Source organism: Actinomyces bovis (genome assembly GCF_900444995.1).
GTDB lineage: Bacteria > Actinomycetota > Actinomycetes > Actinomycetales > Actinomycetaceae > Actinomyces > Actinomyces bovis.
This window is the reverse complement of the sequence record NZ_UAPQ01000003.1, coordinates 19,921-33,283: the sequence shown is the minus strand read 5'-3', so window position 1 is coordinate 33,283 and position 13,363 is coordinate 19,921. Positions and strand designations below refer to the sequence as shown.

Annotated in this window: 14 protein-coding genes; 6 read left to right on the top strand and 8 right to left on the bottom strand. The window is 64.7% G+C overall.

Translation table 11 applies throughout. The features are described 5' to 3' along the window. Window positions 1-30: 30 nt before the first annotated feature. Window positions 31-1,089 (bottom strand): NAD(P)-dependent alcohol dehydrogenase, encoded by a 1,059-nt coding sequence (locus DR039_RS03575; RefSeq protein ID WP_111836051.1) that lies wholly within the window; start codon window positions 1,087-1,089, stop codon window positions 31-33. Window positions 1,090-1,582: 493 nt separating this feature from the next. Between DR039_RS03575 and aspA the strand changes: the two genes are divergently transcribed. Continuing rightward, complete coding sequence (gene aspA / locus DR039_RS03570; RefSeq protein ID WP_111836050.1) at window positions 1,583-3,043, top strand: aspartate ammonia-lyase; 1,461 nt, start codon at window positions 1,583-1,585, stop codon at window positions 3,041-3,043. A gap of 45 nt (window positions 3,044-3,088) precedes the next feature. Here the strand turns inward: aspA and DR039_RS03565 are convergent, their stop codons facing one another. Continuing rightward, window positions 3,089-3,613: a PadR family transcriptional regulator gene (locus DR039_RS03565; RefSeq protein ID WP_111836049.1), complete on the bottom strand. Its 525-nt coding sequence runs from the start codon at window positions 3,611-3,613 to the stop codon at window positions 3,089-3,091. A gap of 95 nt (window positions 3,614-3,708) precedes the next feature. Between DR039_RS03565 and DR039_RS03560 the strand changes: the two genes are divergently transcribed. The 4 genes from DR039_RS03560 to DR039_RS03545 are packed head-to-tail and all read left to right on the top strand — an operon-like array spanning window position 3,709 to window position 6,909. Next, window positions 3,709-4,566 (top strand): ABC transporter ATP-binding protein, encoded by an 858-nt coding sequence (locus tag DR039_RS03560; RefSeq protein WP_111836048.1) that lies wholly within the window; start codon window positions 3,709-3,711, stop codon window positions 4,564-4,566. Further along, window positions 4,563-5,234, top strand: coding sequence for an ABC transporter permease (locus tag DR039_RS03555; RefSeq protein ID WP_111836047.1), 672 nt, complete (start codon window positions 4,563-4,565; stop codon window positions 5,232-5,234). The genes DR039_RS03560 and DR039_RS03555 overlap by 4 nt, the downstream gene beginning before the upstream one ends. Beyond that, window positions 5,231-5,905 carry an ABC transporter permease gene (locus DR039_RS03550; RefSeq protein ID WP_111836046.1) on the top strand — a complete coding sequence of 225 codons (675 nt, stop codon included), beginning with the start codon at window positions 5,231-5,233 and terminating at the stop codon, window positions 5,903-5,905. Before DR039_RS03555 ends, DR039_RS03550 begins: the two co-directional genes overlap by 4 nt. Next, window positions 5,905-6,909, top strand: coding sequence for an ABC transporter substrate-binding protein (locus DR039_RS03545; protein ID WP_111836045.1), 1,005 nt, complete (start codon window positions 5,905-5,907; stop codon window positions 6,907-6,909). Before DR039_RS03550 ends, DR039_RS03545 begins: the two co-directional genes overlap by 1 nt. Window positions 6,910-6,929: 20 nt before the next feature. On the opposite strand, the gene DR039_RS03540 is transcribed toward DR039_RS03545, so the two are convergent. The 6 genes from DR039_RS03540 to DR039_RS03515 form a co-directional block, all read right to left on the bottom strand. Further along, on the bottom strand, window positions 6,930-8,222 hold the full coding sequence (locus DR039_RS03540; RefSeq protein ID WP_111836044.1) for an MFS transporter: 1,293 nt from the start codon (window positions 8,220-8,222) through the stop codon (window positions 6,930-6,932). A gap of 91 nt (window positions 8,223-8,313) precedes the next feature. After that, on the bottom strand, window positions 8,314-9,030 hold the full coding sequence (locus tag DR039_RS03535) for a dihydrofolate reductase (RefSeq protein ID WP_111836043.1): 717 nt from the start codon (window positions 9,028-9,030) through the stop codon (window positions 8,314-8,316). Further along, window positions 9,027-9,887 (bottom strand): thymidylate synthase, encoded by an 861-nt coding sequence (locus DR039_RS03530; RefSeq protein WP_111836042.1) that lies wholly within the window; start codon window positions 9,885-9,887, stop codon window positions 9,027-9,029. Before DR039_RS03530 ends, DR039_RS03535 begins: the two co-directional genes overlap by 4 nt. 105 nt (window positions 9,888-9,992) lie before the next feature. Beyond that, on the bottom strand, window positions 9,993-10,655 hold the full coding sequence (locus DR039_RS03525; RefSeq protein WP_111836041.1) for a hypothetical protein: 663 nt from the start codon (window positions 10,653-10,655) through the stop codon (window positions 9,993-9,995). A 14-nt stretch (window positions 10,656-10,669) separates the two neighbouring features. Then, window positions 10,670-11,161, bottom strand: a complete 492-nt coding sequence (locus DR039_RS03520; RefSeq protein WP_111836040.1) for an OsmC family protein — start codon at window positions 11,159-11,161, stop codon at window positions 10,670-10,672. Window positions 11,162-11,257: 96 nt separating this feature from the next. Next, window positions 11,258-11,755, bottom strand: coding sequence for a DUF2505 domain-containing protein (locus DR039_RS03515; RefSeq protein ID WP_111836069.1), 498 nt, complete (start codon window positions 11,753-11,755; stop codon window positions 11,258-11,260). A gap of 80 nt (window positions 11,756-11,835) precedes the next feature. Here DR039_RS03515 and DR039_RS03510 point away from each other — a divergent pair, with 80 nt between their 5' ends. Further along, window positions 11,836-13,293: a sensor histidine kinase gene (locus tag DR039_RS03510; protein ID WP_111836039.1), complete on the top strand. Its 1,458-nt coding sequence runs from the start codon at window positions 11,836-11,838 to the stop codon at window positions 13,291-13,293. The last annotated feature ends 70 nt before the right edge of the window (window positions 13,294-13,363 follow it).

The following is a 13,363-nucleotide window of genomic DNA, read 5'->3' as shown; positions in this document are numbered from 1 at the left end:
AGGCTGCGCTGGATTAGCACTTGGGCTGCCTCAAAAGGTGCTGGTGTCAATCACGTAGCGGTAGCGGACCTGGGAACCGACCACCTTGTCATAGGCGGCGGTGATGTCCTCGCCGCTGATCAGCTCCACCTGCGGCGCAATTCCGTGCTTGGCACAGAAGTCCAACATCTCTTGAGTCTCGGCAATGCCGCCGATCTGTGAGCCGGCCAGCGCCTTGGAGCCCAAAACCAAGGTGGAAAGGTGCAAAGTGGTCGGGGCCTCGGGCAGGCCTACATCCACAAATGAGCCGAAAGGCCTGAGTGTGGCGATTAGGCCCGCGTAGTCCAGGTCGTCGGCCCCGACGGTGCACAAGATGACATCGAAGGTGCCACGCAGAGCCTCCAGGGTGCCAGGCTCACTGGTGGCGTAGAAGCTGGTGGCACCAAAACGCTTCGCATCAGCCTCCTTGGAACGGCCATGGGAAATGACGGAGATCTCCGCGCCCATAGCGGCGCCGATCTGAACGGCCATATGCCCCAGTCCGCCCATGCCAACGACGGCGACCTTGCGGCCCGGCCCTGCGCCATAGCGCTTCAGCGGCGAATAGGTGGTGATACCGGCACACAGCAGCGGGGCGGCGGCTTCAAAGGGAATCTCATCGGGGATGCGGCAGGCGAAGTCCTCCGAGACGGTGAAACCTTGCGCGTAGCCACCGGCAGTGGGCTTGCCCTCAGCGTCGTCGCCGTAAGTCCACAGGGTGTGGGGTAGGCCGCCCGGGGTGCCCACGCAGAACTGCTCCTGGTCGGCCTGGCAGTACTCACAGCTGCCGCAGGAGTTCACCATGCAGCCCACACCGACCTTGTCGCCGACCTGGTATTTGGTGACCTCGGCGCCAACCTTGGTGACGATTCCGGCGATCTCGTGGCCGGGGGTTAGGGGGTATTTGGCGGGGCCCCATTCGCCGCGGGCGGTGTGGATATCTGAGTGGCAGATCCCGGCGTATTTGACCTCAAAGTAGATCTCTTTGGGGCCGGGCTCGCGCAGAGTGATGGTGGTGCGGTGGAACTTGGTGGTGGCGTCGTCGCAGGCGTAGGCGAGAACCTCGGGCATGGTGTCTCCTTGTGCTGAAGGCGGGGCTTTGGGCTTACCGTTCCGCCTGGCTTGGCTGCCCCGGCACTGACTCAGACCTGAACTAAAGCCCTGGCTGAGGCGGCTGCTGAAACAGTCGGCCAGCGGTATGGCGGCAAGTGGCTGCGGCGGCTGGTGCTTGCCGCAGGTCCCGCGTATGTCAGTCGATTATCAGGCCGTCAGATGCCCAGAGGTGAGGATCTTCTCCCGCAATCGCCGCCGGTGGAATTATGCGCATGAGAACCAGTGTCGGCCGACTTGGCGGTGGCGCAGCGCACGGACCTCACGGGTGCCACCACCAAGCCACTGCGCAAACTCGCCGCGCCAGCGTCCATGGAACCCTGCAGCGGACCCGCCTTTGGTCCTACACTTGTCGGGACATATTGATCGGCCAGGTCTGCTATAGCTCCCCCGGGCCACTCCCGGAAGACGCGCCAGTACAGGGCCTAGGCAGTATCCCGCCAAAGGAGGCGCGGTGAGCACCCGTATCGAGGAAGACCTGCTGGGGACCCGAGAGGTCTCTGACGAGCACTACTACGGCATCCACACCCTGCGCGCACTGGAGAACTTCCAGATCTCCAGAGGCACCATGAATGACGAACCAGAGTTCATCAAGGCCATGGTGCAGGTCAAAAAGGCCACCGCCCTAGCCAACCAAGAACTCCAGGCCCTCCCCGCGGATATCGCCGAGGCCATCTGCGCAGCCTGTGACGAGGTCTTGGAACGCGGCCGCTGTATGGACCAGTTCCCCACGGACTCCTTCCAGGGCGGAGCTGGAACCTCCGTCAATATGAACACCAATGAGGTGATCGCCAACCTCGCCCTGGAGTTGCTCGGCCTGCCCAAGGGGAGCTACGACGTCATTAACCCCAATGATCACGTAAACAAATCCCAGTCCACCAATGACGCTTACCCCACCGGCTTCCGCCTAGCCCTTTACACCCTGTCCCAAGACTTCCTGCGCGCGGTAGAAGAACTTGCTGCCAGCCTGCGGGCCAAGGGCCAACAATTCGAGCAGGTCCTTAAAATGGGGCGCACCCAGTTGCAAGACGCCGTGCCTATGACCCTGGGGCAGACCTTTGAAGCCTACGCGGAGAACATGGCCGAGGAGGTCTCACGCATCACCGTGGCCGCCGACCTCCTGCTAGAGGTGAACCTGGGTGGCACCGCGATCGGCACTGGCCTGAACGCGCCCCCCAACTTCCCTAAAGTAGCCGCCAAGCATCTAGCCGAGATCACCGGCTACCCCGTTAGTTCCTCCCGGAACCTCCTGGAATCCAGCTATGACAACGGGGCCTACATCGCCCTGCACTCCACTGTAAAACGCACCGCCGCCAAGGTCTCCAAGATCTGCAACGACCTGCGCCTCATGTCTTCCGGGCCGCGCGCTGGCCTAAATGAAATCAACCTGCCGCAGATGCAGGCCGGCTCATCCATCATGCCCGCCAAAGTCAATCCCGTGATCCCTGAGGTGGTCAACCAGATCTGCTTCAAGGTCTTTGGCAATGACGTCGCCGTGTGCTTCGCTGCGGAGGCAGGCCAGCTGGAACTCAATGTCATGGAACCAGCCCTATCCCAGTCCATGTTTGAGTCCTTGCACCTGCTCACCCGGGGTCTGGACACTCTGCGCACACGCTGCGTGGATGGCATCACCGCCAACGAGGAAGTCTGTCGGGACGCGGCGCTGCGCTCCATCGGCATAGTCACCTATCTCAATGACGTAATCGGCCACCACCTAGGCGACGTAATCGGCAAGGAGTGTGCTCGCTCGGGCCGCTCCGTGCGGGAAGTGGCCCTAGAGATGGGGGTGCTGGGAGAAGCTGAGCTGGACCAAATCCTGTCCACGGAGAACCTCATCAAACCCCGGTACCACGGTCGGATCTACGCTGCCGGAGAGAAAGGCTTGCCGGAAGGCGTCACCCTGCGGCGTGCCTGATGCGCAAATTAGCCAGGCTGAGGTCGGGCTCTAAAGGGCTGGCGGCTAAGGCGCCTGTGCCAACAGGTCGCGCAGCCAGCTCAGTTCGGCGTTGCGGGAGGCGCGCGCCGTCAGCAGCATGCCGCGGCGGTAGGGGTCATCCTCGCCGCCCAGGCGTTGCGGCCTGCCCTCCGGGCTGGTGAAGAAGGACGGCGGAGTCTTCAATGCGGTCAGGCGCCGCTGCAGCACTGCCCGCTGATCCTTGAGATCTGGCAGTTTGGACAGGAAAGCCAGCACATTGCGGAAGCGGGCAGTGGACTCGACGTCGGGGCCCTCCGCCTCCCGCAAAAGGCGCCGCAGGCGCTCGCGGCCTGCTGGGGTAATAGCTAAGACCTGTTTGGCTCGGCCGCGCGCGCCCTGGGCTAGCGAACGGGTGAGCAAACCGCGGCGCTCCAGGCGGGTGAGTGCCGGGTAGAGGGCCCCTTCACTCAAGGTGGCACCGGGGCCGGAGAGCTGGATTATGCGACGGCGTAGCTCGTAGCCATGCAGCGGTCCGTCGTCTAAGAACCCCAGGATTTGTAGCTCAAGCACAAGCTCATGCTAGCTCATTGATTACATCTATTCGATTTAAAGGTAGCGATGCACGCTATGCTTGACTTGAAGCAAGGTCAGGAGACCCTAATTTTATGAGTAGCAGCATCGAGTTTGAGGCCGTCACTAAGCACTACCCCGGGGTTGCCGCCCCCGCAGTCTCCAGCTTTTCAGCCAAGCTGGCCGCCGGCTCTACCACGGTCCTCCTGGGGTCCTCCGGCTGCGGCAAGACCACCCTGTTGCGCATGGTCAACCGCATGGTGGAACCCACCAGTGGCCGCGTGCTGGTAGACGGGCAGGACGTGCTCAGCCAGAACCCAGTCTGTCTGCGCCGCTCAATCGGCTATGTCCTGCAAAACGCGGGGCTCCTGCTGCACCGCCGCGTCCTGGACAACATCACCCTGGTTCCCCGCCTCAAAGGAGAGAATCGCGCCGTCTCCACCGAACGCGCCTACGAATTAATGGACCTGCTGGGCCTGGATCGCGCCCTAGCCAAGCGGTACCCACATGAGCTTTCCGGCGGCCAAGCCCAACGCGTTGGCGTGGCCCGTGCCTTGGCGGCCGACCCCGGGGTGCTCCTCATGGATGAGCCCTTCGGGGCTGTTGACCCTCTGGTGCGTCGGGAATTGCAGACCGAGCTGATTCGCCTGCAAGCAGAGCTAGCCAAAACCATCATCTTTGTCACTCACGACGTCGGGGAGGCCCTAGCCCTGGGGGACGAGATCATCTTGCTGCGCAAGGGTGCTGAGGTGGCCCAGCGTGGCACCGGCCCCGAGCTGCTGGCCGCCCCTGCTGACGACTTTGTGGCCCGCTTCCTAGGACTAGATGACGCCGACCGCCAGCTCAGCCTGCTAGAGGTGGCCGGGCAACGCGTGGTGGCTGACGCCTCCGGGCGGGCCATCGGTCGAGTAGCGCCTACGAGTTCCAGCCGCCTGCCCGAGGTTGACGCATGACCTGGTTCCTGGCCAACCTCCCGGCAATTGGTGACCTCTTGCTGGCTCACTTGGCCCAGGCGGTGCCTTCGATCGCTGCCACCCTGCTGCTGGCCATCCTCCTGGCCCGCGTGGCCCAGTACCTCCGACCGCTGCGCTCCGTGCTGGTGGCTGGAGCCTCCCTGTTCTACGCGATCCCCTCGCTGGCGCTCTTCGTGGTCCTGCCGATCATCTTGGGCACCGGCATTCGCGACCCACTCAACGTCGTCGTTGCGCTGACCCTCTATGGCCTGGCCCTGCTGCTGCCAGCCACCGTCTCAGCCCTAGAAGCCGTGGACCCACGCATCGTCGACGCCGCCACCGCCATGGGGATGGGCTCAGCCCGCCGCTTTATCACCGTAGAGCTGCCCCTGGCCGGGCCAGCCATTGTTGCCGGGCTGCGCGTGGTGACGGTTTCCACCATCTCTTTGACCACCGTGGGGGCTGTGCTGGGAGTGTCTAGCCTAGGGCGGCTCTTCACCGATGGCTTCCAGCGCGGCTTGGTCGCAGAAATCGCCACCGGCATGGTGACTACCGTGCTGCTCGCGCTGCTATTGGACGGGCTAGTAGTGGCCACCGGCTGGCTGGCACTGCCCTGGACCCGACGGCGTCGGGGTGCTGCCGATGTGGCGGGGGAGGAGCGCTCATGAACTTCCTTGCTGAAGCCCTGGCATACATCACCGATCCGGCCCACTGGCATGGCCCACTAGGCATCGGCCGCCTGCTCACCCAACACCTGGGCTACTCCATGCTGGGCGTGCTGTTGGCCTCCCTGCTGGGTGTCCCACTGGGCTGGTGGGTGGGCCACAGCCGCCGCGGTCGCAGCTTTGTGGTAGCCACTTCGGGGGCGGTGCGGGCCCTGCCCACGCTGGGCCTGGTCACTCTATTCGGTCTGCTCCTCGGCATCGGATTGGCCGCGCCCCTGTTGGCCTTCGTAGTGCTGGCAGTGCCTTCCGTCCTGGCGGGCGCCTACACTGGCGTCGAGGCCGCCGATCCAGTGGCAGTGGACGGGGCGCGGGCCTGCGGCATGAGCGAGTGGCAGGTGCTCACCCATGTGGAGGTGCCGTTAGGGGCGCCACTGCTGGTTGGCGGACTGCGCTCAGCTAGCCTGCAAGTAATCGCGACGGCGACGCTCGCGGCCTACACGGGAGCCGGTGGACTGGGGCGCCTCATGTTCCTGGGCCTTAACACCCAGAACTACGCCATGGTGCTGGCCTCCTCACTGCTAGTAATCGGCCTGGCTCTATTGTCCGAAACCTGCTTTGCCCTGATCCAGCGCGCCGTCACACCGGCGGGCGCCGCCACCCGGAAGGAATCCTGATGACCGCCACGCCAAAGCCTGAGACCTTGACTAATCCCGCCAAGCTACGTAGTCACCAGGCGCTGGCGCAACGCCCAAAGCTGCCCTCCCGCCGCACTGCCCTGCTGGCCGCCGGAGCACTGGGACTAGGCCCCGTGCTAGCTGCTTGCAGTAACACCGATCCTTTTACCGCTGGCCGTTCCACGACAGGCGCCACCACCGGCTCCCTGACCGTTGGCAGCGCCCAGTACTACTCCAACGAGATCATCGCCGAACTCTTCGCCCAGATGCTTGAGAATGCGGGCTTCAAAGTAGACCGCCAATTCCATATTGGCCCACGTGAGGTATTTCTGCCCGAGGTAGAGATGGGCAAGATCGACGTGATGCCGGAGTACGGCGGCAACCTCCTGCAGTACTACGACAAATCCGGCACCGCCAAAGACGCCGCCGCCGTGCACAAAGCACTGCTTGGGGGAGTGTTGCCAAAGGGCCTGACCGTGCTTGATGCCGCCGAGGCCACCGATCAGGACTCCTACACCGTCACACGCGCCACAGCGGAGCAATATGGGCTGAGCTCCTTAGCGGATCTCAGCAAGTTAGGGCGCCGACTGAAGGTGGCCGCCAACGCTGAGTTCGCGACCCGGCCCTACGGACCCGACGGCCTTAAGGGGCTCTACAACGTGGAGGCAGAGGTCACTCCAGTGGAGGACTCAGGTGGCCCACTCACCGTCAAAGCCCTAACTGACGGCACCGTGGATGTGGCCGATATCTACACCTCTTCCCCAGCGATCAAGGAAAACGACCTAGTAGTGCTGGCCGACCCCAAGGCCTTGATTCTGCCGCAGCAGGTCACGCCCCTAGTCAATGAGAAGCTGCCCTTGACGGCAGCCAGCACCATTGCCAAGGTGACGGCGCAGCTCAGCACTGAGGAGCTGCAGGCGCTCAACACCCGCTCCACCAAGGAGCAGCTGGCGGCGGACAAGATCGCCAAAGAATGGCTGACCGCCAAAGGGCTCCTGGCCTGAGCCGCTAGTGCCCGCAGCATTCATCTCAGGTTGGTGGCCGGCCGCCGAGGGTTACTAAGTGCCCGGCTCGTCCAAGCCACCAGCACGCTCAAACTCAGCACCGCCAGCGCCAGCACAAAAGGCGCTAAGGGCCACCAGCCGTAGAGCGCCGTAGCCAACACGGGCGCGAAGATCCAAGTGACAGCGCCGGAGGCGTGCAGCACCCCGGCCACCCCGCCCTGCTCCTCAGGACGCACCGCCAAAGAGCCACCCGCGGTGAAACCTGGCCCTACCAAGCCGCCACCCAAGCCGATCGCGAAGGTGGCGGCAGCCATAAGCCACAGCTGTGATGCCAGGGCCAGGACGCTCAGGGCCACCAGAGTCACCAGACCACCCGCGCGCACGAGCCTGCGCGGGCTCCAGACCAGCCGGGGCACCAGCACCAACTGCGTCAGCATCGCGCCGACGGCGTTGGACAGCAGCATCACCGCCGTCAGTGGCACCGCCTGCTGCGCGCTAAGAGACAGCCGGTCCTGCACTATGAAGCCGGCGATAATTTGCACCACCCCTAAGGTGAAGAACATCCCGAAGGCAGCACCGATCCAGGGCAGCACGCGTCGGTCGGTCCAAGCCACGCGTGGCGGCAGTGCACTGCGGTGCTTGTCCGCGGAGTTAAGCGCCGCCGCGGGCGCGCCGTCGGCATTCTCAACTGGGAGCGGTTCGCTGCTGTCGCGTGGGATCCAGACCAGCCCGATGAGCAGCGCGATGATCAAGAAGCCCGGGGTGGCATAGACCGGCGCATAGATAGACCAGGAACCCAGCAGCGAAGAGACCACCGAGCCCACCACAATCGAGAGTTGTACGGCGCCGGAAAAAGCGGACATGCCGCGTACCCGCGCTGTCTCGTCGGGAGTCATCTCCGCGATTAGCGCCTGCCCGGTGGGTGGGATGGCCGCCACGCCACTGCCAAAAAGCGGGCCCCGAGCCACAACTACCGCCACCGCTGTCGCCAGTCCACCGAGCTGCCCGGCCGCCCGCAGCCACACCGCGGAGGCGAATAGACTCCCGGCCACCAGAGCCAGGCTCAGGGCCAGCAGCAGCACCCGGCGTCGTCCCCAAGACACGGAGCGCCGCCCCCAAAACTGGGAGAGCAGAGCCACCGTAACCGCAGCAGCTGACACCGCCAGCCCCACCACCCATTCGCGCAACTGCAAAGCGCGTGCCAGCGGCGCAATAGAGACATTGAGCATGTTCTGGGCCACGTAGGTGAACAGGCACATTGCCAGCAGCGCCCGCAGGGTCTGCTGAGAACGCGGAGCCTGCCGGGAAGGCATAGCCGCCGGGTCTCCTGGTTCTAGGGGCGTTTTGGGGGCAAAGGAGGCTGCAGGACGGGGCACCCGAGCACCTTAGTACTCGGGCTGAAGCTCAGTGGTTGAGCCAGTGCTCCACCCGCCAGGCGGCATCACCAGAGACTGGCCGCCAGGTGCCTGCCGCATCAGTCATGGGTCCTGGCTGCCAGGAAGCGGCGTCAAACTGCGGCGCCCGCACCACTAAGCCAGCGTCCAGCGCTGCGGTCCTACCACTGACATCCAAATTCAGCTCAGTAACCAGCAATTCATCTACCAGCCCAGTGTTAAGCGCCTGCTTATAGACCGAGCCCCCACCGATTACCCACACGCGCGGCAGCTCGCGGTAAGCGCCCTCCCGTGGGTCAGGCAGCCCCTTGGCGACGACGTCCTGCGCGGCGTATGCGAGGGCTTCTGCAAGGCTGCGCTTGACCTGCACCTGGGGGCTCACTGGCGCGGATCTTGATGGCACAACCGCGCCGCTAGCTGCTCCTTCTACCAGTTGCGGCTGCCAATCTGGGCGTCGAGAAAGCACCAGATTCAAGCGCCCGGGCAGAGGGCGCCCCCCTAGTGACTCCCAGGTGGTGCGGCCCATCACCACTGCGCCCCCCAGGGTCGCCGCTTTGAAATGCTTAAAGTCGGCGGGCACACGCCACAGCATTGCGCCGTCGGCGCCGAGCACTCCACTGCGGTCCTGGGCCCAGATCGCGCCCACACGCAGTTCGCGAGCCTCACGCTCCACGGACTCCCACACCGCCTCCTGCACGGACTGCTGCGCTGCCTTGGTCCCGCTCATACGGCCACCGGAGCCTTAATCGTGGGGTGGTGCTGGTAGCCCTGGGAGGCATCAATGTCATCCATGCTGTAGGCGTCGATGGACTTAGCCTGCTCCAGCCGCAGCACCGGGAAGGGGTAGGCGGCGGGCACGCGCGCGAGCTGCTCCCGCACCTGCTCCACATGGTTGACGTAGATATGGCAGTCCCCACCGGTCCAGATCAGCTCACCCACCTCCAGGTCTGCCTGCTGGGCAAGCATATGGGTGAGCAGCGCATAGGAAGCCAGGTTGAAGGGCACTCCCAGGAACAGGTCCGCGCTGCGCTGGTAGATCTGCAAACTAAGGCGTCCCTGTGCCACATAACACTGGAAGAAAGCGTGACAAGGCGCCAGCGCCATCCGGTCAAGTTCGCTGACATTCCAGGCAGACACCAGCATCCGACGTGAGTCTGGATCACGCCGCAGCATCTGCACTAATCCGGTGATCTGGTCGATCGCCCCGCCGTCCCGACTGGGCCAGGAGCGCCACTGCGCGCCGTAGACCGGGCCGAGTTCGCCGTCGGCATCCGCCCACTCATCCCAGATAGTGATGCCTCGCTCCTGCAACCAGCGCACATTGGTGGCGCCCTGCAAGAACCACAGCAGTTCACCCTTGACGGCCTTCATAGCCACGAATTTAGTGGTGATACGGGGGAAGCCTGCGGACAGGTCATAGCGCAGCTGGCGGGCAAATAGGGAGCGGGTGCCGGTGCCGGTGCGATCCCCTTTGGCAGTGCCTTGGGTGAGGACCTCCGCCAGCAGCTCCTCATAGGCGACGTCGACGCCGTCGGGTGGGTTCAGGCCTAGGGAAGCCAGGGCAGGGTAGTGCTGTGTGCTCACAGGGCCACGCTATCGCTTCCGCCTGGCCGCAGCCGCCAGCCTTCCAGCTGAGTCGCCTGTGGCCTGGCGGCCCCACCTCCAGCGCAGGCACGGGGCCTGGCTAACTCAGATGGTGAGGACCTCATGCTCGTCCTCAAGCAGCAGGGCCGGTCCAAGTGCCGCCATCGTCCCTTCGATCACCTGATTGGCTAGAGCCCGCCCGCCACTCCAGCCAATAGCCGCACCAATACCAAAGGGCAGCAGGCGGCCCAGGGCCAGCGCACCGGTTTTGGCAGCCTGCCGTTTGGCTAGACGCTTGGCCAGATCCTTGTTCACGGAACGCACCGTGGGCATGGGCATCTGGGCGAGCATCTGCGCGGCCCAGAACAGGGTGGACAAGCCCAACTGCCCCTGCACGGCCTCAGCACCCTGTTCCCCCAGCAGGGAGGACATGACCAGGGCGCGGCGCCGCTCCGGGTCCACCACACGTAACCCGTGCAACTCCGCCACAGTGAGCACGTAGGTGACTGCGGAGGCTAAAAACATACCGGTCTGCCCCACAGTCAGGGCGGTGGCAGTGCCGGTGCCAACCGCAGGCAGGGCAGCGGAGGCGCCCACTGCGCCGGAGGCCAGGCCGGCGTCGCGCCGAAAACGACTGGCAGCCAGGTCAACGAGTTCAGCGGTGGTGGCCCAGGGGCGTTCGGCGCGCATGCGCGCCACTCGGTCGGCGACGCGATTTGCGGGGATGGCTAAGGCCTTGTCCAGGGCGGCATCCAGGTTGCTTGCCATTGCGGTCTCCAGGTTCAGGCGTCCGGGTCGTCTAGGAGCGCGAAGGTGAAGGGGGCACCCTGTTCGAGAGTGTGGCCCACGGTGCAATTGCGGTCAATGGCGCCCTCCGCATTGGCGATGAGTTGGCGAAGTGCCGCGGTATCCAGGGCGGAGAGGTCAGTAATCAGCTCGACAGCCAAGGATTCATAGCGCTCCTCAGTCTCATGCTTGACGGAGGTGCACACCACATTCGCGTCAAAATCAGCACCAAGGGTGCGGGCCAAGCGGTGGTCAGCTGACAGGGAGTTGCAGGTGGCCAGGGCTAGCTTAAGTAGCTCACCAGGGGAGAACTCTCCTGGCCCCATGCCGATGCGCACGGTGGCACCCCGGTCGTTGTGGCCCTGGTACTGGCGGGTGCCGGTGCGCTCCGCCCAGACGGCGTTTGCTGGCAGGGCGGCCGAGGCCACGTGGCGTGAACTAGTGGACCGGGTCGTTCCGGCTGCGGGTTGGGTCTCTTCATGACTCATGGGCTGATCGTGCCATGTTCCTGTAGGAAGCGGCGACCGCGCCCGCCTGCAGCTGGGCGCGGTCGCGCGATTGGGTGTGGATGCGTGGAGCTGAACTCAGGCCTGGGCAGCCAGGTACTCCGTGGCGCGGCGCTCTTCGTCCCGTACGACGCGCGCGGCCTGCCCCATCGCCTTCTCTTCAATGCTCTTGCCCACCAGCGGCACGGTTACCCGCAGGTCCAGGTTGAGCTCGACCGTGGTGCTGCCCGCGCCGGGGACCATGCGCATGGTCCCGGCTACCTTAACCGGGGCGCCCTTCACGTTGACCGCGAGCTGGCCAGTGCGGCTTCCGTCAGAGGCAGGCCCGGACCAGGTCTCGGTGACGGAGAAGTTGACGGCGGAGCGCACGAAGCGGCTGGCTGCCGAAGGCAGGCGGGATGGGGGGACGGCACCGCTGAGGGTGGCGGAGAAACCATCACCTTGGGGGCTGACCTGGCAGTCCAGGTTCTCAGGGCCAAACCGCTCGATGCGACCGCGCTGGTAGGCGGGGTCGGCGAGCATTGTCATGACGGCGTCGGCGTCGGCAGGGTACGTAATCGTTTGGGTTGACTGCATGGGCATGATCTTGCCATGTCCACCCCCCGCGATGCACTCGAAAAGGGCCGGGGCTAAGCGATGGCGGCTAGGCTGCCTCCGTGCCGATTTTCCTGCCTGCTGCCGTACGTGGAGCCATCGACCTGACTGACGAGCAGATGGACTGGCTGCACCGGCTCTTCGCTGACTGGCAGCTGATTTCCGACTTGTCTGTGGCCGACCTGGTCATGTGGGTGCCCTCGCGTGCCCGGCGTTTTATCGCCATTGGTCACTGCCGTCCCTCCACGGGAGGCACGGTGCATCTGGACGACGTCGTCGGCCGTAAGCTCCCAGCCGCCCGTGAAAATGCGGTGCTGGAGGCTCTAACTACCGGCGAGATCCAGATGTCTGCGGAACCCTTCTGGACGGGGCAGGCCTCAGTGCTGGAGGAGTACGTGCCGGTGCGCATGGGGGACGAGGTCATCGCGGTGATGACCCGTGAAAGCTCAGTGGGGGTAATCCGCGCTGGGCGCCTGCTGGATGAGTCACAGGAGACGCTGGCCGCCGATCTGTGCCGCATGGTTTCCCAAGGCACCTTCCCGATCGCTGGCGCTGGCACTACCTTGCGGCATGGCACGCCGCGCGTTTCAGATGGTTTCCTGCGCCTGGACGCTGATGGGCGCGTGGTCACCTCCAGCCCCAATGCCACCTCTTGTTTTCGCCGCCTAGGCGTGTGCGGTGCGATCGAGGGTTTGGTGTTGGCTGAGGCGGTCACCACGATCATCCCGCAGCGGACCCAGGTGGACGAGACGCTGGCCGTGGTCCTGATGGGGCGCCAGGCCTGGCTTACTGAGGTGGAGGCGGGGGGAGTGTTCTTGGCGGTCCGCGCGGTCCCCCTGATGACGGGCCAACAGCGCTCCGGAGCCCTGCTGTTGGTGCGCGACGTAACCGAATTGCGTCAGCGTGAACAGGTCCTGTTGAACAAGGACGCCACCATCCGCGAGATTCACCACCGGGTCAAGAACAATCTGCAGACGGTGTCGGCACTGCTGCGGATGCAGGGGCGCCGGGCCACCAATGATGAGACCCGCGAGGCTCTGGCAGAGGCGGAACGGCGCGTAGCCACCATTGCCACGGTGCACCAGGCCCTGAGTCAGAACGTGGACGAAAAGGTGGATTTTGACGAGGTCTTCGGCCAAGTGTTGCGCATGGCTGCCTCCGTGGCCACGCCCACCGGGCAAGTCTCCACTTCGATTGAAGGCTCCTTTGGGACTGTAGATGCCGACACCGCGCAGGCCCTGGCGACCGTGCTGGCTGAGCTGGTGACCAATGCCGTGGAGCATGGCTTTGGGGGCCGAGACGGCAAGGTGACGGTGAAGGCGCAGCGCGATCAGGACGGCAACCTGGTGGTGCATGTGGTTGACGACGGCGACGGCGTGCAGGAAGGGCGCATTATGAGTGGCCTAGGCACGCAGATCGTCAAGACCTTAGTGCGTGGTGAGTTGCGCGGCACCATTGACTGGCAGCCTGCCGCAGGCGGGGGCACCGACGTCGTCATCCACGCGCGGCTGCGGGCCTGAGTTCAAAGCAACGGGCCCAGCCATGGTGGCTGGGCCCGGCTTGTAACTGCTGTGTTACGAAGTCCTTTTG